Origin of the sequence: Pseudomonas sp. H11T01 (assembly GCF_048515765.1) — a bacterium.
GTDB lineage: Bacteria > Pseudomonadota > Gammaproteobacteria > Pseudomonadales > Pseudomonadaceae > Aquipseudomonas.
Map to the genome: position 1 here is coordinate 43,060 of NZ_JBLYED010000014.1, position 26,376 is coordinate 69,435.

General features: G+C 56.5%; 21 protein-coding genes. 11 read left to right on the forward strand and 10 right to left on the reverse strand.

Features of this window, described 5'->3' with window-relative positions; all coding sequences use genetic code 11:
- Nucleotides 1–59: 59 nt before the first annotated feature.
- Entirely contained in the window at nt 60–401 is a 342-nt protein-coding gene (locus ACN1C3_RS19325; RefSeq protein WP_419117362.1) for a nuclear transport factor 2 family protein, read from the reverse strand.
- Nucleotides 402–455: 54 nt separating this feature from the next.
- Nucleotides 456–1,172 (reverse strand): helix-turn-helix transcriptional regulator, encoded by a 717-nt coding sequence (locus ACN1C3_RS19330; RefSeq protein WP_419117363.1) that lies wholly within the window; start codon nt 1,170–1,172, stop codon nt 456–458.
- A gap of 208 nt (nt 1,173–1,380) precedes the next feature.
- Between ACN1C3_RS19330 and ACN1C3_RS19335 the strand changes: the two genes are divergently transcribed.
- Nucleotides 1,381–2,433 carry an aldo/keto reductase gene (locus ACN1C3_RS19335; protein ID WP_419117364.1) on the forward strand — a complete coding sequence of 351 codons (1,053 nt, stop codon included), beginning with the start codon at nt 1,381–1,383 and terminating at the stop codon, nt 2,431–2,433.
- A gap of 51 nt (nt 2,434–2,484) precedes the next feature.
- Here the strand turns inward: ACN1C3_RS19335 and speB are convergent, their stop codons facing one another.
- Both speB and ACN1C3_RS19345 read right to left on the reverse strand, forming a co-directional pair.
- Nucleotides 2,485–3,444, reverse strand: coding sequence for an agmatinase (gene speB, locus ACN1C3_RS19340; RefSeq protein WP_419117365.1), 960 nt, complete (start codon nt 3,442–3,444; stop codon nt 2,485–2,487).
- Nucleotides 3,445–3,457: 13 nt separating this feature from the next.
- Nucleotides 3,458–4,549 carry a polyamine ABC transporter substrate-binding protein gene (locus ACN1C3_RS19345; RefSeq protein ID WP_419117366.1) on the reverse strand — a complete coding sequence of 364 codons (1,092 nt, stop codon included), beginning with the start codon at nt 4,547–4,549 and terminating at the stop codon, nt 3,458–3,460.
- 102 nt (nt 4,550–4,651) lie between these two features.
- Between ACN1C3_RS19345 and ACN1C3_RS19350 the strand changes: the two genes are divergently transcribed.
- Both ACN1C3_RS19350 and ACN1C3_RS19355 read left to right on the forward strand, forming a co-directional pair.
- A complete protein-coding gene (locus tag ACN1C3_RS19350) occupies nt 4,652–5,551 on the forward strand; it encodes a LysR family transcriptional regulator (protein ID WP_419117367.1) in 900 nt (299 codons plus the stop codon).
- 131 nt (nt 5,552–5,682) lie between these two features.
- Complete coding sequence (locus ACN1C3_RS19355; RefSeq protein WP_419117368.1) at nt 5,683–6,153, forward strand: LEA type 2 family protein; 471 nt, start codon at nt 5,683–5,685, stop codon at nt 6,151–6,153.
- Between the two features lie 6 nt (nt 6,154–6,159).
- On the opposite strand, the gene ACN1C3_RS19360 is transcribed toward ACN1C3_RS19355, so the two are convergent.
- Entirely contained in the window at nt 6,160–7,683 is a 1,524-nt protein-coding gene (locus ACN1C3_RS19360) for an MFS transporter (protein ID WP_419117369.1), read from the reverse strand.
- A 130-nt stretch (nt 7,684–7,813) separates the two neighbouring features.
- Here ACN1C3_RS19360 and ACN1C3_RS19365 point away from each other — a divergent pair, with 130 nt between their 5' ends.
- Together ACN1C3_RS19365 and ACN1C3_RS19370 are read left to right on the forward strand one after the other, a co-directional pair.
- Entirely contained in the window at nt 7,814–8,710 is an 897-nt protein-coding gene (locus ACN1C3_RS19365) for a LysR family transcriptional regulator (protein ID WP_419117370.1), read from the forward strand.
- 53 nt (nt 8,711–8,763) lie between these two features.
- On the forward strand, nt 8,764–9,309 hold the full coding sequence (locus ACN1C3_RS19370; RefSeq protein ID WP_419117371.1) for a GNAT family N-acetyltransferase: 546 nt from the start codon (nt 8,764–8,766) through the stop codon (nt 9,307–9,309).
- Here the strand turns inward: ACN1C3_RS19370 and ACN1C3_RS19375 are convergent.
- Nucleotides 9,302–10,222: a carbon-nitrogen hydrolase family protein gene (locus tag ACN1C3_RS19375; protein WP_419117372.1), complete on the reverse strand. Its 921-nt coding sequence runs from the start codon at nt 10,220–10,222 to the stop codon at nt 9,302–9,304. The two genes, ACN1C3_RS19370 and ACN1C3_RS19375, sit on opposite strands and share 8 nt — an antisense overlap.
- An 85-nt stretch (nt 10,223–10,307) precedes the next feature.
- Between ACN1C3_RS19375 and ACN1C3_RS19380 the strand changes: the two genes are divergently transcribed.
- Nucleotides 10,308–11,216, forward strand: a complete 909-nt coding sequence (locus ACN1C3_RS19380) for a LysR substrate-binding domain-containing protein (RefSeq protein ID WP_419117373.1) — start codon at nt 10,308–10,310, stop codon at nt 11,214–11,216.
- Nucleotides 11,217–11,267: 51 nt separating this feature from the next.
- Here ACN1C3_RS19380 and ACN1C3_RS19385 read toward each other — a convergent pair whose 3' ends face one another.
- Nucleotides 11,268–11,519 carry a hypothetical protein gene (locus tag ACN1C3_RS19385; protein ID WP_419117374.1) on the reverse strand — a complete coding sequence of 84 codons (252 nt, stop codon included), beginning with the start codon at nt 11,517–11,519 and terminating at the stop codon, nt 11,268–11,270.
- Nucleotides 11,520–11,684: 165 nt separating this feature from the next.
- Here ACN1C3_RS19385 and ACN1C3_RS19390 point away from each other — a divergent pair, with 165 nt between their 5' ends.
- Together ACN1C3_RS19390 and ACN1C3_RS19395 are read left to right on the forward strand one after the other, a co-directional pair.
- The gene (locus ACN1C3_RS19390) at nt 11,685–12,005 is read left to right on the forward strand and encodes a DUF883 family protein (protein WP_419117375.1); all 321 of its coding nucleotides are present in this window, start codon (nt 11,685–11,687) and stop codon (nt 12,003–12,005) included.
- 123 nt (nt 12,006–12,128) lie between these two features.
- A complete protein-coding gene (locus tag ACN1C3_RS19395) occupies nt 12,129–17,483 on the forward strand; it encodes a dermonecrotic toxin domain-containing protein (protein ID WP_419117376.1) in 5,355 nt (1,784 codons plus the stop codon).
- 67 nt (nt 17,484–17,550) lie between these two features.
- Here the strand turns inward: ACN1C3_RS19395 and ACN1C3_RS19400 are convergent, their stop codons facing one another.
- The gene (locus ACN1C3_RS19400; protein WP_419117377.1) at nt 17,551–18,588 is read right to left on the reverse strand and encodes an Ldh family oxidoreductase; all 1,038 of its coding nucleotides are present in this window, start codon (nt 18,586–18,588) and stop codon (nt 17,551–17,553) included.
- Between the two features lie 255 nt (nt 18,589–18,843).
- On the opposite strand from ACN1C3_RS19400, the gene ACN1C3_RS19405 reads away from it, so the two are divergent.
- Together ACN1C3_RS19405 and ACN1C3_RS19410 are read left to right on the forward strand one after the other, a co-directional pair.
- A complete protein-coding gene (locus ACN1C3_RS19405) occupies nt 18,844–24,042 on the forward strand; it encodes a dermonecrotic toxin domain-containing protein (protein WP_419117378.1) in 5,199 nt (1,732 codons plus the stop codon).
- A 400-nt stretch (nt 24,043–24,442) separates the two neighbouring features.
- Nucleotides 24,443–24,823 (forward strand): fe2+ zn2+ uptake regulation protein, encoded by a 381-nt coding sequence (locus ACN1C3_RS19410; RefSeq protein ID WP_419117379.1) that lies wholly within the window; start codon nt 24,443–24,445, stop codon nt 24,821–24,823.
- A gap of 17 nt (nt 24,824–24,840) precedes the next feature.
- Here the strand turns inward: ACN1C3_RS19410 and ACN1C3_RS19415 are convergent, their stop codons facing one another.
- Nucleotides 24,841–25,029, reverse strand: a complete 189-nt coding sequence (locus tag ACN1C3_RS19415) for a hypothetical protein (RefSeq protein ID WP_419117380.1) — start codon at nt 25,027–25,029, stop codon at nt 24,841–24,843.
- A gap of 158 nt (nt 25,030–25,187) precedes the next feature.
- On the opposite strand from ACN1C3_RS19415, the gene ACN1C3_RS19420 reads away from it, so the two are divergent.
- A complete protein-coding gene (locus ACN1C3_RS19420) occupies nt 25,188–25,319 on the forward strand; it encodes a hypothetical protein (RefSeq protein WP_419117381.1) in 132 nt (43 codons plus the stop codon).
- 45 nt (nt 25,320–25,364) lie between these two features.
- On the opposite strand, the gene ACN1C3_RS19425 is transcribed toward ACN1C3_RS19420, so the two are convergent.
- Nucleotides 25,365–26,285, reverse strand: coding sequence for a LysR family transcriptional regulator (locus ACN1C3_RS19425; protein ID WP_419117382.1), 921 nt, complete (start codon nt 26,283–26,285; stop codon nt 25,365–25,367).
- Between the last annotated feature and the right edge of the window lie 91 nt (nt 26,286–26,376).

Genomic DNA, 26,376 nt, shown 5'->3' on the forward strand with positions numbered 1-26,376 from the left:
TACGCAATGTAGCAGCAGGCTTCGCCAGCTGCTACACACGGACCGCGTCACCCTTAGGGCTACAACGAAATATCCAGCCGAACGATCTTGCCTTGCTCATCGAGCCGGAACACATAGCGCAACTCCAGCGGGCTGCCGGGGAAGCTGCCGGAGATCAGGTTGTTGACCAACACCTTGCCAGTGCGTTGTTGCACATCAAGGACTTCGACCCGCGGCTGGTAACGTTGAGCGGCATCTTCCATCCATTGGGCGATGGCGATGGTGCCGACCCGATGTTCGCCCTCATCGAAAACGTTGGCATCCTCGGCGAAGAAACTGGCGACCGCCGAGCTATCACGGGCATTGGCGGCTGCAATGTACGCGGCGATGGCGGGCGCGAGTGAAGAGGCTGGATTCGACATGTTGATACGGCTCCTTGTTTGTTGATTCTGGAGCCATTCTAAAACAGCCGTGTGTCAATTCTTGTCAGGAGTGAAACGCCCGGCTTCATCCAGTTGCATCAGCTTGCGCCAGGCCCTCAGCAGGTCGCTGCGACGCCCTGGATAGCGCTCGCCCTGCTCACTGGCAGCGGCAATCCGGTCGGTGCGAAACGTCCGATAAGCCTCACGCAGTTCACACCAGGCGACGATCACCCGCACCTCATTGAAAAATCCCAACGCCAATGGCCAGATCAATCGCTGACTCGGGACTTTATTCACGTCTGCGTAATCGATGTGCAACTTGGCCTGAGCGCGAATGGCCTGGCGAAAGACATTCAACTCCACGGCATTCTGCGGATAACCGTAACCCGGCGGTCCGGGCAGCACCGTCGGATTGCGCAATGCATCTTGTGCGGCGGGCGCCAACACCGCAGCGATCTTCGCCAAGGCATCGGCCGCGGCTTTGCTCAGCACCTCATCACCGCGCTGATCGACATAACGCAAACCCAGCACGATGGCTTCAGTTTCGTCGGCGTTAAGCATCAGTGGCGGCAGAAACAGACCGCTGCGCAGCACATAACCAATGCCCGCCTCGCCATATATCGGCGCGCCGAGGGCGGTCAGTTCGGCGACGTCGCGGTACAGCGTGCGTTCGGAAATCTCCAGCTCGCTGGCCAGCGCCGCCGCTGTCACCGGGCGGCTTTTACCGCGCAGCACTTGCAGCAAGGTTAATAAACGGGTGGTACGCGACACGCTGATCACGCTCTTGTTCGAAAGGTTGACGGAGCTTAGCAGAGCGTCCTGTCAGAAACTGTCAGCAGCGAAATCCGGCTTAAGCGACCACTCAGCAATGCGTTCAAAAAGTTGCTTGACGCGAAATATTACGCAAATCATATTAAATACATGTTGAGCGAAATCTAAATTGTCAGCGCCCTGCCCCATCTTCCTCAGGAGTTATCCCATGCACTACAAAGTCTTTGGTCGTCGCACCGGCTTACGCGTTTCGGAACTGGCCTTGGGGGGCGGTAACTTTGGCACCGGCTGGGGTCATGGCGCCGAGCGGGATGAGGCGAAGCGGATTTTCGACGGCTACCTGGAAGCCGGCGGCAACTTTATCGACACGGCCAACGGCTATCAGGCCGGGCAATCGGAAACGATGCTCGGTGAGTTCATTGCCGCTGAGCGTGATCGGCTGGTTATCGCCACCAAATACACCATGGGTACCACACCTGCTGCTGGCATTTCCCACACCGGCAACAACCGCAAGAACATGATCCGCTCGGTCGAGGAAAGCCTGAAACGGCTCAACACCGATCGCATTGACCTGTACTGGGCGCATATCAGCGACGGCCTGACGCCGATGGAAGAGATCCTGCGCGGCTTCGATGATCTGGTGCGCTCCGGCAAGATTCTCTACGCCGGACTGTCCAACTTTCCGGCGTGGCGCATCGCCCGTGGTGAATTGCTGGCCGAAGTGCGCGGTTTTGCACCGATTACGGCAATCCAGGTCGAGTACAGCCTGGCCGAACGGACGGCCGATCGTGAGTTGCTGCCGATGGCCGAAGCGTTGGGGCTGGCCGCGACGCTGTGGTCGCCATTAGGTGGGGGCTTTCTTACCGGTAAATACCGCAACAGCAGCGACGACACCCGCGCGACCAAACTCGGCATGCTGATTCATGCCGAAAAAGGCGCCCGTGAAACCACCCTTCTCGACACCTTGCTGGCGGTCGCCATCGAACTGGACGCTACCCCGACACACGTCGCCATCGCCTGGCTGCGGGAAAAGGCCAAGCGTTCAACCACCGCACTGATTCCGATTCTTGGTTCACGGACTCGTGAACAACTGGATGCAACGCTAGGGGCATTGAATGTGCAACTCAGCGCCGAACAACTGACCCGTCTTGATGAAGTCAGTGCTGTGACGCTGGGGGTGCCTCATGAAATGATTGCAGGATCGGTGCCCCGTTTCAGAGGCACTGAGGCGCTTGATCTGCCAGTGATTCCAGTGGTTTGAGTATCTTTGTGGCGAGGGAGCTTGCTCCCTCGCCACAGGGTTCAATCCACCCTATCGATCCACCTTATGTTTGGCCGCATACAAACACAGCATCTCCATCGCCAGAGTCGCTGCCGCCAATGAGGTAATGTCCGCGCTGTCATAGGCTGGGGCGACTTCCACCACATCCATGCCCACCAGGTTGATCCCGCGCAAGCCGCCGATGATCTCCAGCGCCTGCACGGTGCTCAAGCCGCCACACACTGGCGTACCGGTCCCCGGTGCAAATGCCGGGTCGAGGCAATCGATATCAAACGTCAGGTACACCGGATTATCGCCAACCCGCTCGCGGATCGATTCGATGATCGCGTCGCAGCCACGCCGATGCACCTGCCGCGCGTCCAGCACCTGAAACCCCTGATGATCATTATTGGTGGTGCGCAAACCGATCTGCACTGAGCGGGATGGATCCACCAGACCTTCCTTCGCCGCATGCCAGAACATCGTGCCGTGGTCGACGCGTTTACCCTCTTCATCGGGCCAGGTGTCGCTGTGGGCGTCGAAATGAATCAGCGACAACGGTCCATGCTTTTTGGCATGGGCCTTGAGCAGCGGATAGCTGATGAAGTGGTCGCCTCCGAAGGTCAACATCGCACAACCGGCCGCAAGGATTTTCTCGGCATGGGCCTCGATGCTTTCCGGTATCGATTGCGGCGTGCCGTAATCGAAGTTGCAATCGCCGTAATCGATCACCGCCAAATGGTCGAACGGGTCGAAGGTCCACGGCCAATGCCGTTCCCAGGCGATTCCGGTCGAAGCATTGCGAATCCCCCGCGGCCCGAAACGTGCCCCCGGGCGATTACTGGTAGCGGTGTCGAACGGCACCCCGCTGACTACCACGTCCACACCGCGCAAGTCGCGGCTATAGCGGCGGCGCATAAAACTGGTGATGCCCGCGTAGGTGCTTTCAGCGGCAGTCCCGTAGAGGCTGTCGCGGGTCATGGCCTGGTCGTTCAAATCGGCGATATCCATGAAGAGGTCCTTATTATTGGCGGCTACGGAAAGTGGTCCACACGCGAGTGCGCTGACGCATGTCCTTGAGGCTCATGCTGCGGTCGGCGTACAGGCGATCCCGTACATCGGCGGGCGGAAAAATGTCGGCGTCATCACGCACGGCGGCATCCACCAAGGGTGTCGCGGCCTGGTTGGCGGTGGCGAAAAACAGCGTGTTGGTCAACCCTGCCACCGATTCCGGGCGCAGCATGAACTCGATAAAGACCCGTGCGGCTTCCGGGTGTGGTGCGTCCTTGGGGATCGCCAGGTTGTCCTGCCACACCAACGTGCCTTCCTTGGGAATTCGGTAGGCCACTTCAAACGGCTTGTTAGCTTTGCGTGCCTGATCGGCAGCCACGCTGGCGTCACCGTTGTAGGTCAGCGCCAGGCACACACTGCCATTGGCCAAATCACTGATCTGTCGCCCGGTGGCCACGTACAGCACCGAAGGCTGCAACTGATGCAATAAGGCTTCGGCGGCCGCCAGATCATTCTTGTCGGTGCTGTAGGGATCTTTACCGAGGTAATGCAGCGCCAGACCGATCACTTCCTGAGGCGAATCGAGAATGGCGATGCCACAGTCCTTCAACTTGCTGGCGTATTCAGGTTTGAACAGCAGGTCCAGGCTATTCAGAGGGATGCCGGGTAAGCGCTTCTGCACCGCTTCGACGTTGATGCCCAGGCCCAGCGTGCCCCAGGTGTAGGGCACGCCGTAACGGTTACCCGGATCGACAGTGGCAAGCTTTTTCAGCAAATCCGGATCAAGGTTGGCGTAACCTTTAAGGCTGTCGTGGGGAATTTCCTTCAAGGCGCCGGCGGCCAGACCACGTGCCAATACGCTGGATGATGGCACCACCACGTCGTAACCGCTGCCGCCCGTGAGCAGTTTGGTTTCCAGGACTTCCGAGGTATCGAACGTGTCATAACGCACATGGATGCCGGTTTCCTGTTCAAAACGCTGCAACGCCTCGGGCGCCACGTAATCGGCCCAACTGTAGAGATTGATCACGTTGTCTTCGGCCACCGCCGGTAGGGCCATGACAAAAACCAGAGCGGGACAACAGAACCTGAGAAGCGAACCCATGACGAAATACCTGCAGGGATTGAGTGCCTGCAGCATGCGCCAGGGGATACATTGTAAAAATATTAAGTTTATTATCCTGACTTTCGCCCGGAGTAATGTTTGATGCTCGGACAAATTCACGATCTGGACCTGCACCTGCTGCGCCTGTTTGTCAGCGTCGTGGAGTGCGGCGGCTTCAGTGCCGCCCAAGGTGAACTGGGCCTGAGCCAGTCGAGCATCAGCCAGCAGATGGCCAAGCTCGAAACCCGTCTCGGCTACCGGGTGTGCAGTCGCGGTAAAGGCGGTTTCAAACTAACGCCCAAGGGCGAGCAACTGCTCAGTTCGACTCGCGAGCTGTTCCAATACATTGAGGCGTTCCGTCACCAGTCCAACGGTGTGGCCGGTCGATTGCTCGGTGAGGTGCGCCTGGGTTTGTCCGAAGCCCTCGATCAGTCCGTGCTGGTACGGGTCGCCGAAGCGATTCGGCGCTTTCGCGAACGGGACGAATCGGTGCGCATCGAGCTGATCAGCGCCATGCCCGGCGAAATGGAAAGACTGTTGCTGCAACAGCGGCTGGACCTGGCGATCGGCTATTTCTCACAGGTACAAAGCGCCTTCGATTACCGCCAACTGTTCACGGAAAACCAGCACCTGTATTGCGCGAAGGGTCATCCGCTGTTTACCAACGACGCACCTGACGATGAGGCGCTGCACAGCACCGACCGGGTCGACCACCCCTATCGCTTTCTGCGCAGCGACGAGCCCTTCCAGGGCAAGCTCTGTTCGGCGCGCTCGGAACAGGTCGAAGGCACCCTCGCCTTCATCCTCTCCGGTAAACATGTCGGCTATTTGCCCAGCCACTTTGCACGCTCCTGGGAGGAAAAAGGCCTGCTCAGAGCCGTGCCTCGGCCAGACTTGAGCTTTGAAGTAGCCTTTCATCTGGCCCGGCATCGGGCGCAAGTGCCGGGGGATGCGCAAAGGGCATTCGAGGAAGATTTGCTGAGGGCGTTTTCCTTGACCTAGCATGCAGAACCCGGAACTCACACCACAATGCGAACCACGCACGCTGGATGTGGTCGCACAGTTGAACCGTTAGAGATACTCGAGGGCCGAGTCGCTTGCGGTTCGGCCCTTTTCTTTTCGAGAGCATGTCCATGCGCAGATTCCTCGGTTTATCCCTCTCCCTGCTCTTGCTCACCTTGAGCGCCTGCGCACTGTTCCCCAACCGTGACCCGCTGAACATCAACGTGGTGGGCATCGAACCGCTGCAGAGTCAGGGTCTGGAAGTGCGGTTCGCGGTGAAACTTCGTCTGCAAAACCCCAACGAAACGCCGATCGACTACAACGGTGTGGCCCTGAATCTTGAGGTCAACGGGCGGCCACTGGCCAGTGGCGTGAGCGATCAACAGGGGTCAATCCCGCGTTTCTCCGAAGCGATCCTGACGGTGCCGGTGAGCATCTCGGCATTCTCAGTGTTGCGTCAGACCCTTGGCCTCAGCCAGACCCAAAGCCTCAACAACCTGCCTTACGTGCTGCACGGAAAACTCGCGGGCGGTGTGTTCGGCACCATGCGTTTCGTTGACCAGGGCAATCTCAGCCTGCCAGGCTCGGCTGCCACCTGGTAAGTCGCATCACACTTTGCGCGGCTCATGTAAAACGACAAACACCACCAACGCCGAGACGACAGTAATCCCGATCAGCAGATGCAGCAGTTGGCTGAAGGCCTCGGCATATAACAGCAACAACGTCTCACGACTGAGGTGCGGCAACAGTGCTGCACTGGCTTGCAGGTTGCCGTTGGCCAGTTGTTGCGCGGCTTGGGGGATCTGCGCTGAACCCGCAGCGGCGTCGCTGATCGAGACCTGGAGCAACCCGGCCAATACGGCGATCACCAGCGCCAGCGCAATGCCCTCCCCGGCGACCCGGGTGGTACTGAAAATCCCGGTGGCCATGCCAGCGCGTTCCTTGGGCACCACGCTCACCGACAATCCGTCCATCAGACCCCAAGGCATGCCCGCCCCCAGACCGATCAACATCATTGGCAGCACATAGTCCGCCGGTAGCTGGCCTGGCGCGATGCGACTGAGCCCATACAACCCGGCCGCAGCGATCAGCAACCCGACCCCTGAAACTACCCCAGCGCTGATCCAACGGGTGAGCAGCGCCGCAAGAAACGGCACCACGACCATAGGCGCAGACAAAGCGATCATCATCAAACCAGCGTCGACTTCGCTGTAGCCTTCGACACCGATAAAGCGAATCGGCAGCAGAATCAACAGCACCACAAAGCAGTAGCAGGTGGCAATCGGGAGTACCTGAACGCCGACAAAACGCGGATAGCGAAACAACGACAAATCGAGCATCGGCCGTGAGACTCGCAACTCCACGGCAATGAAACCCAGCAACGACACCAACGCGCCCAGCAGCAGACTCCACACCCATCCACTGCCCCAACCACTTTGCGCCGCCTGCAAAATCCCCCAGGTAAACAGCACCAGCGCCGCAGTAAAACTTAAGGTGCCCGGCCAATCGACGCCGGTGGCGTCAGGGTCGCGAGACTCGTGCATCCGCGGCACGCCAAACAACAAGGACACCGCGCCGATGAGCATCGCGGACAAAAAGATAGCGCGCCAACCGAAGTGCTCGATCAACACCCCCGCCAAAATCGGGCCGAAGGCCAGGCCGACGCCAAACGTCGTGCCCAGCAGACTGAAGGCCCGGGTCCGCGCCACACCGTCGAACTCTTGGGCCAGCGCTGCCGAACCACCCGCCAGCGCGGCCGCTCCGGCAAGTCCCTGGACGGCCCTCAGGACATCGAGCCAAAGCACCGAGGGTGCAAACGCCAGCGCCAGGGAGGTCACGGCGAACAACGCGATGCCGATACCAAACACACGCTTGCGACCGTATTCATCAGCCAGCGTCCCGGCGGCCATCAGCGCGCTGCCGAAACTCAGCATGAAGGCATTGGTCATCCAACTCAGGGCCATGGCACTGCCGCCCAGTTCACGACCAATTGCCGGCGTGGCGACGGCGACCCCGACAAACGTCAGCGGCAATATCAACGCCGCCAGACACACCGCCGCCAACACCCCGTAGGGATCGCGGGTGCTGGACGGGAAATCTACCGTGTTGGACATATCGACTTCGCGGCTCATGTGTACCTCAGGTGTCTATGGCCGCCAGCGCGGCACTCAAGTCGATTCGATGGTAGATTCGCTTCAATCCGCGAGAAACAGGGCAAAAGTCCTGACTTAAAGGACTCAAACGCTCGAATCGGGGTTAATCATGGACAACTTGAATGGCTTGCTGGCCTTCGTCCGCGCCGCGCAAATGCGCAGCTTTGTCGCCGCTGGAGAACGATTGGGGATTTCCGCTTCGGCGGTCGGAAAAAGCGTGGCTCGGCTTGAAGAAAAACTCGGCGTTCGACTGCTCAACCGCAGCACCCGACGTATTAGCCTGACCGACGAGGGCACGTTGTTTTTCGAGCGCTGCCAACGCATCGTCAGCGAAGTCGAGGATGCCGAAGCAGAACTCGCGCGAATCACTGACAAGCCCAGGGGCAAGTTGCGTGTCAGCCTGCCCGCCATCGGCTATCGCATGCTGCTGCCGATCCTCCCCGAATTCTCCGAGCGCTACCCGGACATCGAGTTGGATCTGGACTTCAATGACCGGCTGATCGACGTCATCGCTGAAGGTGTCGATGCAGTGATTCGCAGCGGCGAGTTGATGGATTCGCAGCTCAAGTCACGCACGCTGGGACCATTCCGCTTCGTGCTGATCAGCGCTCCCCACTACTTTGCTCGCCATGGCACACCCACGACGCCGAGGGAACTGGAGCAGCACGCTTGCTTGCGCTACAAGTTTCCGGGCACCGCCCAGTTACAGGAATGGAAACTGCGCAGCAAAGCCGATGAGCCGCCGTTGCTGCTGAGAAGCGCGCTGACCAGCAACAACCTGGAGGCGCTGATCTTCGCCGCGACGCAAGGGCTGGGGATCGCCTTTATCCCGGACTTTGTGGTCCGCGATGCATTGGCTGACGGCACCTTGGTCTCGGTGCTGGATGACTACCAGACCGACAGCGGAAAATTTTCAGTGCTGTGGCCGAGCAGTCGACACCTGTTGCCAAAACTGCGAGTGTTTGTCGATTTTCTGGCCGAACGACTGGTGTTGGGAAAACCCTGAGTTCTGAGCCCTGGAAGCCGTTTATTGCACACCCCAAGGAGGAAACATCGCTCATGGAAACCACGCCCACCCTGTACACCGAACGCCTGATTCTGCGCCCGTTGGAACTGGCCGACGCCGAGGCCATTCAGCAGCAATTCCCCCTCTGGGAAGTGGTGCGTTATCTCAATGCCATGATCCCCTGGCCTTACCCGGCGGACGGTGCACTCAGCTATTTGCAAGAGATGGCCCTGCCGGCGATTGCCCGGGGTGAAGAGTGGCATTGGTCGATCCGCTTGAAATCGGCGCCTGAACAACTGATCGGTAACGTCAGCCTGATGGCGGAGCAAGACAACAACCGCGGCTTTTGGCTTGCACCGCAATGGCAGGGTCAGGGGCTGATGGGCGAAGCCAGTGCGGCGGTGACCGACTATTGGTTCGAAACCCTGGGCCGACCGCTGATGCGAGTGCCCAAGGCCTCACCGAACCTGGCGTCACGACGTCTCTCGGAACGCACCGGCATGCGCCTGATCAGCACCGAAGAGCGCGACTTTGTCAGCGGGTGCTTACCCTGCAATATCTGGGAAATTACCCGTGAGGAGTGGCGGCGTCTCAGATAAACCGAACCCCCGGTTTGGCTCGCTCGTCCACGGTCAACTCGAATACATCCGGTCGCGCGTAGTGTCCGGTGACGTCGAAGTCATAGCGGGCGCGGACCAATTGATCCGTATCGATTTCAGCGGTCAGCAGTCCGGCGCCGCCCAACAGTGGGCCTGCGAGAATATCGCCCATGGGACCGACGATCACACTGCCGCCGGCAATCAGCGGGCGCTCGGCCGGCCAGTTGGCAATGTCCAGGCCCAAGGCGTGCGGCGAGTCCTGAACCTGACAGGAGCTGACCACAAAACAACGCCCTTCGTGAGCGATATGACGCATGCTGACCTGCCACATTTCCCGCTCATCCACCGTCGGCGCGCACCAGACTTCCACCCCTTTGGCGTACATCGCGGTGCGCAGTAGCGGCATCATGTTTTCCCAGCACACCGCAGCGCCGATTCGCCCGACCTTGGCGTCAATCACCGGCAAGGTCGAGCCGTCGCCTTTACCCCAGATCAACCGTTCAGTACCGGTGGGCATCAGCTTGCGGTGCTTGGCCACCAGGCCGCCTTGTGGTTCGAAATACAGCGCGGTGCAATACAGCGTGCTGCCGGAGCGCTCGATCACGCCCAGCACCAGACTGGCATCGGTACGCGCTGACAACCCCGCCAAGGCTTCGGTTTCAACACCGGGGACATCGATGGCATTGGCGAAATACCGGGCAAAGGCTTCGCGACCTTCCGGCAATCGATAACCCAATTGCGTACCAAAGCCTTCGCCTTTGGGGTAGCCGCCGAGCAAGGCTTCCGGCATCACCACCAGGCTCGCGCCGGACTCAAGGATGGCGCCTTCATAAGAGAGGATCTGTTCCAGGGTCTCGCCCTTGCCGCCGGGCAATGAACCGATTTGCAGTGCAGCAACAATGGACTTGGGCATCGCGGTAACTCCATGAGCAATGAGGTGTTGCTCATTCTCCGGCCGCGACAGATCATGAATAAAGACCACTTCACTGCTGAATGATATGAACCAAATGAATATCGCCAACGTCGACCTCAACTTGCTCAAAGCCTTCGAAGCGCTGCATGACGAGTCCAGTGCCAGTCGCGCGGCGTTGCGCCTGGGGGTGACGCAATCGGCCATGAGTGCGGCATTGCGGCGGTTGCGGGATTTATATGGCGATCAACTCTTTGTGCGCACGGGGCGCGGATTGGCACCCACGCTGCGGGCCAACCAACTGAAACCGGTGGTCAGTGAAGCGCTGAACAAGTGTCGGCAAAGCCTGGCGATGGTCGATCCTAATGCCAGCCACTACGAAGGTCGTTCGGTCACCGTCGGTTTATCGGATGACTTCGAAATTGCCTACGGTCGCCGACTGATCGAGGAAATTGCACTGCGCGCGCCAAAACTGCGGCTGATCTTTCGTCAAACCCACAGTCAGATTGTTGCCCACGCATTGATGGAGCGCAGTATCGACCTGGCAATCACCGCCGGTGGTTTTGCCGAGCGCACACTCAGCCGCCAGGTGCTTGGCGAAGGGGGTTATCTGTGTCTTGTGGACCCAAGCAGCCTGGCTGACGGCCAGCATGAAATTGATCTCGACGAATTCGTCCAGCGCGAACATATATTGGTGTCGTCGGGAGGGTTTATCGGGATCACCGACGAGGGCCTGGCCAGCGTGGGATTGAGTCGACAGGTCTGCGCCTCGACCACCCACTTCGCGGCGTTGCCTTATCTGCTCAAGGGGAGCCAGGCCGTAGCAACTATCCCGGCCCATGCGGCGCAGAGCATTGCGGCGCTCACCGGGCTGACGCTGCTGCCCTGCCCTCTGACGCTACCACGCTACCCGATCGAACTGGGCTGGCGCACCAGCACTCAGCTCGATCCGGTGGTGCTGAAAGTGCGTGAAGCGATAGTGGCGTGCTTTGCGTAGGAGCTGCCGCAGGTTCGGGCCGCGTTCGGACGATCTTTTGATCTTGATCTTCTACTTCGCCGCCATCAACCGATTGACTTCACTGCGCACCATGTTCGCGAATTCCGGCGGGGACAGGGTATCGAGCTCCGAGCGCACCCATTCCGCCCATTTGCCCTTGCGCTTGGCGCGTTCACCGAACAAACGTGCGCCCTCGCCTTTGGCCTTGCCAAGATTGCTCTGCCAAAGGTCGAACAGACGGGACTTTTCATCTTCAAGCGCAGCGCGCTCGGCAAGGGGCTGGTTAGCCAGATTGAAGCTCATGGGAGTTACCTGCTGCATAAAATAGGCGACATCTTACACCGTAGGACGAACTGTCTTAGCCTGAATTTTTGGTCGGCTTACGGCTCAGGCACAAAATAGCTGCAACTTTTTCACTTGAAGTCGACTCCATTGTTCACTGCCCATTTACCTGCAAGGAGTACCTCAATGGCCCGGAAAAATACTGCACAAATGGCCGACGAACAAATCAAGGATCAAGCCTTCAGCGAGCTGCAGGCGTTGATCGAAGAGTCGGAAAAATTACTCAACAGCAGTGCCGCGCTGGTCGGTGAGGACGCTGAAGGTCTGCGCGAACAAATCGCACTGAAACTCAAGCAGGCACGGGACTCCATATCGAACGTACGCGAGCGCACTAAGCCGGTGGTCGATGCCACCGAAATCTATATCGGCGGGCATCCCTGGCAGACGGTGGCGATCTCCGCCGGCTTTGGGCTGGTGATTGGTCTACTGCTAGGACGTCGTAGCTAAACACTGACGACCAAGAGAGGGTGGCCTATTTATGTACCGCCACTCCCTCCCGCGCTCTCTCTAACGTCTTGCCATGACGATCTGTCTACATCCGGGCAGGTCAATGACGAGCGCACACTCTGCATGGCAAACATTCCGCTTTCTCCGTACTACGACATCGATAAGTTAAAGGCTCGCTATCAAGCGGTGCTGACAACCGCCGTACTCGATCGAGGTATTACCGACACAGACAAACAATGGCTGGAAACCGCCCTTTTACCAGACAATAACGCGCGCGCCGCCCAGGCCGTGCCGATGCGCATCGACAGGGTCCAGTTCGTGTTGCCGGGCAAGCCACCTTCTGATCTGCTCGGCTCGTTCAAACTGAGCGCCCCCACGGTGAAAGACGCTCCTGTATTCCTCTATTCCCTGGCCTGTGGTCTGGAGAAACACGACGATGAAAACGCTCTGCTCAGTGCCCTCGCCGAGCGACTCAAGGATCCCCTTAAAACCAACGAACTGCTGCGCTATGTTCCGGTCGATCAGCGCTATGCAATCTGCGCCACGCTCCCGGTAGAACTCGAGCCCTATCTTGTTATCGTTGATGCTTTCAATGATCTGCGCCAGGGGCTGTTGGACGATGTCATGAGCAATCTTCAGGGAATGGGGGGCGAGCTTCTGCGCCTGCCTTCCATCGACTCCGTACTGAACGATTACCTGCAAACCCGGCTGGATGAAATTTACCCTGAGGGGGAACTCGAACCGGACGATATTCACGTCAACAGTTTCATCACCGTGACTGAAGAAGACGACCACGGAGTAAACCACTCCATCCAAAGCGAGATGTCCTCATACAGCCTCACAGAAACTGTGTTGACGTATTACCGCGAGGGTTCATGGCCAACAGCACAAACAAGGGAGTTCCGCAGCTGGGTTGGTCTTGAGGGGGCGTTCGTGCGTAGAGGCTTCCCGCCTATAAATAACGTCACCTGGTTTGAAGCCCTGATCATTCGAGCCAGTACCGAACTCCAGCCTCTTTTCGAAAAGGCACTCGAGCAGTTCTGGTCAAGTCCATACATCGGCAGCCACACTCGCCGCGACTATTTCGCCGACGTCCTGGCGCAGCGGTTCGCCGAAGAATTAAGGTCACACGAATATACAGGCGACATTTCTCCTACAGAGAAAACCTGGCTTGCCAAAGTCTGCCAACTACCCTCGAACACTTCCTCCTCGACAGAGGACCCGCTGCGGATAGATCATCTTTCCTATACCGCCCCCGAGAAAAACGAATTTTTTTTTGCCGGGGCTTTTCTGGTTAGCCATACCCCGCCGGCCTCCTCCAGGGTCTTTCTCTATGTGCCGAATGAGGGGCTTGAATCATTCGAAAACCGCCACCTCTTGAAAGAAAAACTGGATGCACGACAAGAACGTCCAGGCTCACTCAACAACCTGTTGTCTTACCTCTCGTTGAATGAATATCTCGCCCCCCAAGGTCCCGCTGGCTTCGGTTTCCAGGGCCAGTTGCTGACCAAAGCAGTTTTCCCCGAGCGCATGGACTCGATCATCGGCAAACAGTTGGCCAATGTCCGCTACCTGTTGAACCTGCTCAAAAAGCAGCATCCAAAGCTCGATATCAATGATGCTATCGACTACGCGCTGGACATCCGGGACATGCTCGACAGCCGATTACCGACGCTTGAAGAACAGCCCCGCTGGGACAAACTCAAGGTATCCAGCGAGGCGAACATACTCACTCCAATCGAAGCACCACCGGCCTTTCAACCATCGACCGTACCGCACAATAACCCAACTGAAGCGACGCTTCGAAGTCTCACGGCACTCAATACCTGGATCAACGAACTACGGGAACGGCGTCCGACCATCCGTTCGTTTTCACAAGTGCGGATGCAGAGTTACCTGACCTACGTCGACAGTGATCTTTTATCTGCTCAAACCCATATAGAGGCTGAGTCCAACGCTATCAGTGCGACCGAACCCTCACTGGTCAGTTACTCCAATAATCTGACCGACCTCCTGATAGAACAACTGACCGGCTATGCACAATCCAAAGGCTATACCGGTACGGGCCACGCCTTCAGAGTGGTCAATGGAGTGCAACAAGCGTTGACAAGTAACCAACCTGACCAGCCCGCCCTGCAGAAAATGCTCGACCTGGCGAAGACAGATTTCCTCAAACATTACCTCGACGCACTGAAGCGTTTTTACGCACACACTGATACCCAAGGGCATTCAATCAAGGACACATTGATCAAGATCAGGTATGCAGCGCTACAGCATGAACTCAACCTGAGATCGACGGATCAAAGCCTGGACGAGAATGATCGCAGGCTACTTGCCGTTGTGCTCGACAGCCCTGTCAGGACCATGCGTAAAACCCTGAATGGCTTCCGCCCGGATGTCTACGGCATTGCCCTGAGTGCGGACGAGCAACCGGCCCGGGTAAAACTTGTCAATTGTTTTGTGATAGCTGAACGCGGCAGTCTTGGCCCGGGATTCACCCCAGAAGACCGCGGACGAGTCGTTCTCTGGACCCCGGGACGGGGGCTGGAATCGTATAACTCTATGCCGGCATTGCTCAGCCAACTGAATGCACGACTGCTTGATATTCGCGAGCGCTCCAGCCTGCTCGATAATGTTTCATGGACCGACAATTCAAGAATCCTTGAGCAGACCTCAATCAATATAGAACTGGGCGTCATTGACGGCGACTTTCAGGAAGTCCTTCAGCAATGGCAGATTGAAGCTGAACTGGAGACGGGAGAGAGCCTGTTCGATCTTGCCCAAATATGCCAACTCAGCGCGCAAAATACGCTTGATTCGATGCTGGGCCAGCCCCCCGATATCAGAGCAGCGATCAACCTGGACAGGCTCATCGTTAGCGCACAAAACATTCTATTCCAACAAAAACTGCCAGACTGGTTACGGGCGAAATCGCTAAACGAACAGCAGGAGTACCTTGAGGCACTGAGAGCGTATCGAAGGTCCATTGACGCGGGGAAAAACTATCTGCATGACATTCCCAGTCTGCACAACTTTGCGCGTTCGAAACTTGAAACCCTGCTTAATGCCAAAGACCCGAAACACCCTCTGAACCCGGACCTGATCAACGTCACCATTACCCATTATGAGTCAGCCGTGGCCCCCACTGGCGAGCCGCCCTTCTTCTATGCGGCAAACGCCAAAGGTACCGCACCCCGCACCACTGAAAGCTTGACTCAATTTGCCTTGAAGACGTATGCGCAGGTCAATGGCGCGGCGATTTTTATCAGTTTTCACAACAGTAGTCTTCCTGTTCCCGCGTGGCTGGACTCGCCCTTCCTGCAAGGAGTGTTTCGCACCCTGGACATAGGCAAGGAGTATGTAAAAACACTCCATGACAAACTCGACGACGGTCAACAGGGCGTAGACGAGCGCAAGCACTTGTTTGCCACGCAACTACCAGCGCAACTGATTGAGCAGGCGTTGGCCATGAGACTCCAGGACCGCCTTACAGAAAAGGCATACCTGTTTGTCAAACAGGTCATAACAATGCCGGACGACCTCGCCAGAGAGCCCGTTGGCGGCGTGAATATCATCGTCCGACCGTTAGAGCTCATCCCGCAGAAGGACCTGAAAGCGGACGCCGCGCTCGGTATGTACTTGATTGGCCCAAGGCAGTCCGCCGCTGGACCGCTCATCCTGTATACGCCGTACAGCAAGGACTATGGGCTCAAGGAGTATAGGGACGAAGCCCACTTGATCAGTGATCTGCAAACGTCCATGCCCCTGCAAGCACTGGTCCTGGAGCGAATGTCGAAAGAAGTTGCAAAGATCTACGCCAATGGAGGGTTCACCGAGCCGCACATTCCTTTTTCCGATCTGCCAACCCACACGCCTGGCCCCATCAGTCTTTCGTATACCCCCTACGCTGGTAATTTCCTGAACAGCTTGTTTACCGACAACAGGGCCTTATTGATCAGCATGGCCGAATCGCAAAGCGTTACGGCCGCACAAGCAAAATGGGAACGATTGAAGTTCTTGCTGACGCCCGTTATCACTGCGGGATTCTTGTTTGCGCCTGGAATAGTCACGCTGCCTTTCGTCATATGGAGCAATCTCCAATTGGTCACGGAAGTGGCAGAAGCGGTCAAAAAAGGCCAGTGGGGAGACGCGTGCGACTCAGTCATCATGAGCCTGTTGCAAATGTTGGCAATGCACCAACTGCGCTTGCGCCCTGTCCGCGCAGGTTCCGCAGCTGTCGAAATCGAGAGGATGATACGGCCTACCGGCCTCGACTGGGCAGACCATCCAATGACCGCCGAACAAATCACTCGACTACGTGAATTCGAGGTACCCGGAATCGATCTGATTAGCCTGCAAAGCGATGAGGCTCCTGGAGTCTACAGAAACCCGATAAATCGACGCCAATACGCCCCTGTACAAGGCCGGGTTTATCGCATCGATAGACAGGCGGGGGAATGGCGAATGATCAATGACGATGGGGTGGGGCCCAGCCTGAGAAGAAATCAGATCGGCGTCTGGGAAATAACGACCACCCCTCTCACTCGTTCAATTGCAAAAACACTCAAGAAGAAAAGCGCCGCGAATCGAGCAAAGCTGGAAATGGACTTCGATGCGCAAGGCATGACGCAAATCACGACACGCTACCCGGAAAAAGCCTGGGCCCTGCAGGATGCACATACAACCGCCTTTATTAAATTGCTGGGATGCAGGTTTGTTTTACGCAAGCCAGTGCCAGGGGCACCTCGAGATCCAAGAGTCATCTCGATCATAAAAGAGGCTCTGTCTATCTCTGATGTAACGCCCGCGCACTATGACCAGATAGACGCAATGACATCCACGTTACTCGACGCACTCTGGGACCGCTCCATGAACACCTACAACTCAAAACGCTATGTCATTGGAACAACCATTACTGCAGACAATGTCGTAGCATTCTCGGTGCCCGGTGATCCCGAGCGCAGAATCTTCTTCACCGAGCATTTTTTTGATCCGAGCCTTCGCGGCGATGACTATCCGGTTACTGGCTCCTTCGATCAGGGGTCTCACGCCCGCGCCAATACCTTGATTCATGAACTGAGCCACCTCGTATTGGGCACCAAAGACCTGGCCGATGCCTACTCCGAGTACCCACCGATAGCCAAACTCGATACAACTCGCCTGGGGCCTTTCCAAACGCCTGACTGGATAGTCAGCAGTCGAAGAAAAGCCTTCTCCAGGAGCACACCTGCCGAGAACCTGTTCAAGGAACCGCTCAACCACACGGCCCTGGAAACCATTCTCAACGTGAGCGGGACGACGAACCTCAATGCCGCACGGCTAGCCTTTCTCTTTGACTCAACAGTGCGTGGTCGAATGATCCTGTCCAATGCAGACTCGGTAGCCCTGCTTATTTCAGAACTGGCCGCCCTGGACCCAGCATTGTTTACGGGGAGCCCGACACACTTGTCGACAAATACCATCGTTAAAACACCTTGACTCATTAATCGACGGGCATTCCATCCCCCAGGCCTTCAGACCAGAGGGATGGTCGAGTCCTACTGCCTCAACTTCCAGCTAAAGAACGCAAATGCGTCAGCTCATCCAACGCAATGGCAATCCCTTGCTCGCAAGCCTTGGCTCGCTCACGATGACGACGATCCCCAGGCATTCGCTTGAGCCCTACCCCATGCATCTGCCGCACCAGTTCCTGACTGCGCTCGGCGAAGTTCTGCCCGGCGGCTTTACTGGGGTCGATCACGATAATCAACTGCCCGGTCCAGGGCGTTTTCGCTCCGGGGTGATTAGACCAGTCGAACTCGAACGAGAAGTTGCCACCGGTCAAGGCCGCCGCCAGCAGCTCCACCATCATCGACAGTGCCGACCCTTTGTGGCCGCCAAACGGCAACAGCGCACCACCTTCAAGAATCGCTTTGGGGTCCTGAGTCGGTTGGCCCAGGCTATCCACACCCATACCGGCCGGCAGGCGCTCGCCCTTGCGCGCGGCGATCTGTACGTCACCGTGGGCGATGGCACTGGTGGCCAGATCGAAGACGATCGGATCGCCGTCGGCCCGTGGCGCGGCAAAGGCGATCGGGTTGGTGCCAAACAGCGGGCGATCAGCGCCGTGAGGCACCACGCACGTCATGCTGTTAACCACGCTTAAGGCCACCAGCCCTTCATAAGCGAAGGGTTCGACATCCGGCCAAAGTGCAGCAAAGTGATGAGAGTTGCGAATCGCCAATACCGCGATCCCGGCACTCCGGGCTTTCTCCACCAGAAGCGCCCGAGCAGCCGCCAGCGCCGGTTGAGCAAAACCGTTGGCCGCATCGACCCGCACAAAACCCGAGGCTACATCCTCGACGATGGGCACGGCCTTGCCATCGACCCAGCCACTCGCCAGCGTCGATACATAACCGGGGATACGGAATACACCGTGACTGTGGGCGCCATCGCGCTCGGCACCGGCGCAGTTTTCGGCCAGCACGCTAGCCACTTCGGCTGAGGTACCATGACGCAGGAAAATGTGCTCCAGCAACGCCACCAACTGGGCATAGGAAAGGTGTTCTGACGGGGTTTCGACAACTAAAGGTGATGCAGACATCTGAAGCTCCAGTTTAATTATTGGAGGGGGCAACAGCGTATGAAGATCCGGCACCGCGATTAAACAACGCTTTGCGATCGACCTGTCAACTCTTGTCGATAGCTCGTGCAAGAAAGTTGCTGCAAGGTCCGTATCCGCCCTATGCAATGCACTAACTATCTACCGCTCTCGAAGAGCGCTCGCGCCTCAGGATTGCAGCCTCCTTCAACGCATTGGCAGTTGCCGATAATTGCCTGCAAAGAACAGAGGTAAACCATGGATGATGCGACGCTGCCGTATTTTTTTCCTGAAGCCCTGCTGGCTGAATCCAGAAGGCAACCGAGTGAGCGCGAACGCGCTCGCAGCTTCACCGTCAAAGACCTTTACTGGTTAAAAAACTTGCTCCTGGCAAGTCACGCCGACCGTTCAAAACAACCAGATCCCATGAAAGTCGACCGACTATTACTCAACACGCCAGGCAACAGCCCCCCTCTGATTCTTGCTGGCGCCTTCATGATAGGCCCGACCCCTGATGACAAAAAAGTCATTCTCTACACCCCATACGGAGGCCTGGAAAAGTTCGAAAATGCCGGCACGCTAATGGCCGAGCTGAGCGAACGGCTGGACACCCCGGCACAGCGGATTGAATTGCTGCGCTTCCTTTCAATCCCACAACGCACAGCCTTGAAACCCGAGGATAAACTCACGATCAGCACGTCGTTGATCGAAGGCGACGTATTCGAAGATCAGGCAACCACCATCAGGCTTTATCAAAGTCAGAATGTGCAGGCCATGCTGGCCGAACTCCTCAAACTGCCGACGCTCACCTCAATGCTCAATGCAACGCTCGACAGTGCGCTGCAAAAACATGTTCCGGGACTGGATCACAGCAAAACCCGCATGAGCAGTTTTATCGAGGACGTTTCTGGCGATTCGCCAGAGGACAGTCTGCCCGTACGCCGCGGGGTCGACTCAGTGCCTTTGAGCGAGGCCCTGCTGAACTTCTATCAGAAACAAGCGTGGCCATTGGGTCGGGCCCGGGAATTCGTCAATCCGAAAAGACCGTATGACCCGGCAGACTCCGAGCTCATGGCGAAAGACAAGCAGCTCTGGGAACAGGCGGTGAAAACGGCTGCTGGCAGCCTGACACTCTCGCTGACGTTTCACCTTGAGACCTTCTGGAATACTGAGGTCAACCCCGGACAATCACGACTGGCCTTTTTTGCCGAAGCCATGAGCGACAAGTCACGCATGGACTTGCTGTTCAAGCGTCAAGACAAAATCATTACTGCGCAGCAGAGCCAGCAATTAACGGCCCTCTATTTGCCGGACAGCACATTACGGAAAAACCATAAGGATCCACTTCACATTGAAAAAGTCCGTATTTGGGAGCACTACCCCAACTACGTCGAATTGGCCGGCACGCTGATGATCAGCAACTCCAGTGCCTACCTCTATACACAATCCGCCGGACTGCAACTACTTGAACGCTACGAGGACTTGCGCACCGCCTTGCAAGTAATGGCCAAGGCAGCGGGCCATGAAGATGAGCTCTACGCCTCCCTGTCACTGGAAGAGCGCTATCGTTTTATCAGTTTTGACCATCCGCAAATCTCGGGTGCCCCCGTGTTGGGGGCGGTCTTCCTGGAGATTGTCCGGGACATCGCCGACAAGCAGCAGCAGAACCTGGAGTATGCCCTGGGGGTTTATCGCCGCAGCGAAGGGGCCGTTGATATCGATGCTTTGCTCGACCATGCACTCGACATCCGCGCCATGCTCGACCACCGCTTGCTCTCGCTGGATGCTGGTGGTCGCTGGAGCACCCGCCCGGTTGCCTCTGACAAGCAACGACCGTCTACCGTCCAGGCGGAAAAAGCGAAAAGGCAGGAGCAGACATTCAAAACCATCGAAGATGCGCTTGCCGACGAAAGCGAAACGCATCCAACGCTCAGCGGCTGGGCCACGATTGCACTTGGAAAAACATTAAAATTCGGAGGAATCAATAAACTTACTGCCTCAGAGATCTACATCAATCGCTACCCGGGCAGTGCCAAAGAGCGCGAAGAACGTCAGCCGTCTGAGTCGCTCAACCTGTTCGAATATTTTATCGAGCGCTTGATCCAGCGAGCCAAGCCCATTCCCGCTTCATCCGAATACGGCGTCTATGGTAAGCCCTCTGCCGGCAGTTCATCGAAACTGACAAATCCGAGCGTTGAGGCTGTCAACACCATCGTCCTGGCCACCCTTGATTATTTCAAGGGATATGAATTGAGCGACCTCCCAAGAATCGCCCTTGAGGAGATGAAGCCCAGATTAGCCCATGCGATGTCCGTGGGCATACGCGGGGAAGCTGAACTCAGGGTTCTGAACAAAACCCTACGCGCCGATGATCAAGCGATTATCAATACCGTGCTCAACCCTGATAGTGCGGATCGATTAACGCGTCAAGGATTGAACGGGTTCCGGCCGGATGCTTACGCCTTGACACTGGAACGCACAGGACAACGCGCGCTACTGCCCCTGGCCAATTGCCTGGTACTGACCGAACGCGGCGGTATAGACCCCGGGCACTCAGGTCGGGTGATCTTGTGGACACCAGCCCTAGGCCTGGAAGTATTCAGCTCAGTCGACAGCGTGAGAGCCGAATTGACGAGACGATTGCTGAGCCCGGGCGAACGCCTGGCACTCCTGGAAAACCTCAAAGAGCGACAATTCCATCAAAAATACTCGCTTGGCCCCTTCAGACTCATCGAGCGCGATGTCCTGCAAGACCGGCAACAATCATACATTGAGCAATATCTGGTAGAGCGGGCGCAGACCCTCGCACTCAAACTGCCCGGCAAACAGCTGTTGAGTCGTCTCGACAATCTGAAGAAAAAGCCCGCCCGCATTAATCTGCAACGAGCCACGCAAATAGCGCAGGCGACCGTTAAACAACAATCATTGCCCGTCTGGCTGGGAATGGCATCGGCAACAGAACAGCAACGCCATGCCGAATTATTCGAGCAATACCTCATTAGCGTTGACGCTGACAAAGACTATCTTCACGGTATCCAGTCGCTGCGTGATTACGCTCAGGAAAAACTGACAGACCTGCTCAAACGTCGTTATCCGGAACATGCAATTGATCCGTCTGAGGTGTCGATCACCCCTCGCCTGGCATTGACCGGATACAAGCAGGCACTCACTGATTTCGCACTGAACCACTTCGATGGCCTGGAGAGCACCGATTTCAACGTCACGTCCGAAACAGCCAACGTACTCCCGGAGCAGTTGAACGCTACTTCAGTGAGGCAACTGGTGCGTCAGCTGGATATCAAGACGCACTACCAGGCTCTCCTTGAAACGCACCTTACCCTCGGCAATGCGGGTGCCGCAGAACGCCAACAACGATTCGTCAAACAACTTCCCTGGCAACTTCTGCAACACGCTCATGGGCTAAAACTACAAGAACGACTTTCCGAGGAGGCATTCGCGTTAATCCAGCAGGTGCTGGACATGCCCGACGCAATGGCTCGTAAAACCGTCCAGGGGGTGAAGACGCTCATTCGCCCGCTGGAGTTGATCGCCACTCAAGGCGCCGCGAAGGTCAAAGCGCTCGGTCTCTATCTGATCGGTCCTGAGCCTGGAAGCAAGGGCCCGCAGATACTTTATTCGCCTTATTATCCAAATCATGTGTTTAAAGAGTATGAAGACGAAACGAGCTTTTTGAGCGAGTTCCGCGCAGCAGGTGCTCTGCAAAACTGGGTGCTCAGACTTCTCCCTGACTCTCAACAGGCGACTTACAGGAACTTGCTGACAGCGACCAACCAACAAAGCTCGGAAATCAAGCTGGCCTCAACGCCAATAATCGGGAGTCTGCTCAAGCAACTGTTTGGCGACAACACACCTGTGCTGTCGAAGATGCTCGGCAGTCAGTCCGAAGCGAACCGGCAATCTGAATGGGAGACGGTGAAGGACCTGTTCCAGACCGGCGTGCAGCAAGAAATTCAGGTCCTGGCCGGGAAGCTGGCTTACCCGATAGTCGTGTGGCAGAGCTATCAGTACTTCAAGGAGTCAGCTGAAGACCTGCAGGAACACAAGTGGGGACCCGCAATCAAGGCGTTCATCAATGGCGTGGCGCAACTGGCAACGATCAGGAAAGCAATGGAATCGCCCTCCCCATCAGCACAGGTACCACCTGTTGCAGAAGAACCTGTTGCGAGCGAACCTGCCGTAGAGCCTCCCGCTGTCGTCACAACCTGGGCCAATATGGACTTGACGGCCCCCCAGCGAACCCGACTGCAACCGTATGAAGTTATGGACGTGGCGCTTAACAGCCTGAAAAAGAGCGATGAACTCGGCGTTTATGAGGATGCAGTGACTAAGCAACAATACATACCTCTTTCAGGAAAGGTCTATCGCATAGAAAAAGGCGGGGATGACTGGCGCATCATCAGTGATCAAAAGAAAGGCCCGTTTGTACGTAAAACCGACGCACAACAATGGGGATTCGATGCTCACAAACACCTCCCCCGCTACGTCGGAGCGCTGACAAGACTAAATAGCAAATACACAACCTGGTCGAGCGCTCGCGAAGGAATGAATATAGAAGCCGCCGGAATGAAAAACATTCGACGGCTCTATCCTGTCAAAGCCCGAATGATTAAAGAAGCACTGGACCTTGCATTGTTTTATACCAATAACTGCAAGCACAACCTGCGTCTGTTAGACCCCGCTGTTCAACCGGTCACGCGAGTACATCAATTCGTCAAAACGCTTTTTGGGGTATCCACGATAGAACCGGGCCATATTCAAAAGCTGACAACCGTCATCGACTCCGTCCTTGCGGCGCTGGTGGATCCCTCTCTGACATCCCTTGACTCAAAGCGGTTTGTTACAGGCTCTCATCGCACTAGCCCAGAAACCCATATGGCTTTTACCATCCCGGCCGATGTCGAACACAAGTTGTACTTATCGAGTCGTTTTTTTAACACGGGATACCATCTTTATCAGTCGCACTTGATCGTCCCTTTCAACATTGATGCACACGCAAGGGCGACAACCCTCATTCACGAACTCACTCACATTGTTTGTGGTACCGAGGATATTGCTTATCTGGAGGCCACACGGCCGTTCCACGACTTGCTGGATGCAATAACGGGGAAAAATTTAAAGGAAGCGCTGCAAGACATTCAGACCACAGCACTTTCTATCCTGACTCCAGCGACTGATCTCTTTCAGGTCCTGGACCAAGCCGCTGACACCTGGGTGGACCCAGGCACCACCCTTGGTACGGAGCATATCGAAAGTCACATCTTGAACCTGACCGGCGGCACTGACCTGGCAGATGCCCGTCGAATTTTTTACGCAGACCCGCTCAAACGAATCGACACCCTGTTAGGCAATGCCGACTCCATCGCCTACCTCATTACCCAGCTGGGTCGCCAACTGGATCCTGTCCCGTCCAGCCGGCCCGTATCGCCAATACCCTGAACTCATAGGTGTGTGCACAGGCCTGGCTCTGCAACTGGCCGTTCCTTATGTTTGGCAACGTCTTGCGGTTGAGCTTGCCGTTGCCAATTGACCGGCAATCCGGCACTGGATGTTTACTGTGCTTTCTCGGAATTCGACCAGCCTCCTCCGGCGTTCCAATCGGTTCTCAACCCATTGGTCGGCGCCGCGAGCGAGCTGCTGAGCAAGCTGGTCTGGATTAAGCAGCAAAGAAAGAAAATTTAACAGCAGCGTAGCTATCAATTCAGGTAACTGACAGGTCTCTGACTTGATACCGACAAATTTTCTACATCCGAATCTTCATTATTTGCCTTGCTCGTTCGTATGAGTCACTGAGAGCACCCATCATTTTCCTGATCAGGCTCTGAAAAGGAGTTTTTGCATGTACAACCAGCAACTGCCAATGGACGATAATAAATCCCTACACAGCCCATCGATGGCCGGCGGCAACGGTGTATTTGGCAAAAGCGTCGAGCGTCACAACAATGACCGGATCAGGTTTTTGCTCAAAAGCTTTGGCCTGCGCACCAGTCTGATTCGTCTGAAGGTCATCGATGCCTTGATCACGGCAGCCGAGAACGACCGCTCGCTTGGCGTACGCGGGGTGCATAGCCATTTGCTGGAGCTGGACATTCCCTCGTCCTTTCTCAGCGTGCGCGAAGTGCTCAAGCGTCTGTGCAGCGAAGGCGTGATCACGCTCAATCCGGACAAAAGCTACAGCCTGCATCAAGAGGCTATCGCGCTACTCCACAGCAAGGCCTGAATCCTTGGAGCACGTGCTCAGGGCTTTACCTTGCGGCGCATTACGCCATTGACCACCACCACAATCACCGCCACGCCAATGGCGATGTACTGGAACATTTTTTCGGTAATCATGCCGGCGTTTTGCAGGTAGGACAGGCCAAACATGATCCCCAATACCACCAGGGAGATCAGAATCGAATATTTCAAACGTTGCGACTGGGTCATTACGGGTTCCTGAGCCTGAAAATTTGTATCCGGTTTGTATCCAGATGCATGCCAAGACCCTACCTTTGTGCGGGAATGGGCAGCTACAAACGGGGTCTCATGTTACAGCCGATGAAGAGTTTTGGCTTCATTGCGGCTTTAACCATGAGGATTTTAAAATGTTCCGTCGAATCACAATGCTGATTCCCCTGCTGATCATCCTGACCCTGAGCGGTTGCCTGTTCTTCCCTCGCGAAGGCGGTGGGCACCGTCATTACTATGGTGGCCCTGGCTATTATCAACATCGCTAAAAGTCTTCAGTAAACCTGTCGACTCACACCTTTTCATCACCACCATCATCCTCCCGGGCGCTGAAAACCACTCTGCTCCCGGGAACACAGATCAACCAGCCAATCGACAAATACCCGCACCCGCTGGGACAACTGGCGGTGCGGAGGATAGAGCGCTGTCATTGGCAGTCCTGGTGGCGGTATATCCCTCAAGACCTCGCACAGGCTGCCCTCTCGCAGCTGCCGGGCGACGTGGTAATACGGCGTCTGCACCAGACCATACCCCGCTTCACAGGCCGCCAGATAACCATCGGCACTGTTGACCGAGACCTGCTTGGGCAAGTCGATCAATCGCACCTCATCCCCTACCTGAAACTCCAGGCCATAGCGCTTGCCCGTGGTGCTGGAAAAATACTCGACCACCTGATGCCCGGCCAGATCATCCAGGCATTGCGGCGTACCCTTGCGCTGCAGGTACTCCAGGCTGGCACAGGTGACTTGATCCATCAGCGCCAATGGACGGGCCACCAGTGAGTCATCCAGAGACAACCCTCCACGCACCACGCAATCGACACCTTCGCGAATCAGGTCCACAGGCCGATCGTTCAAGCCGATTTCCAGCTCGATCAGCGGATAAAGAGCGGTGAACTCGGGGAGTGCCGGAATCACAATCAAACGACCGATACCGGCGGGCATATCGACCCGCAACGTGCCGCGCGGATTGTTGCGTGCTGCGGAAAATACCGACTCGGTTTCCTCAAGATCCGCCAACAGACGAATGCAGCGCTGGTAATAGGCCGCTCCGTCGAGGGTCGGACTGACCTGTCGTGTTGTCCGTTGCAACAGTTGCACACCCAAGTGCGCCTCCAGTTGCTTGATCAGAATCGTTACCGAAGCACGAGGCAATTGCAGACTGTCGGCGGCCTTGGCAAAACCACCCAACTCGACAATCCGCGTGAACACGCGCATGGCGTTAAAACGGTCCATTGTTTTGCTCACCCGGCCATTATTTAGAAATTACAAATAGTGATAGCGGTTTTAGCCGGTTTATCTTGTTTTTGTCGAGGATAACAATAGC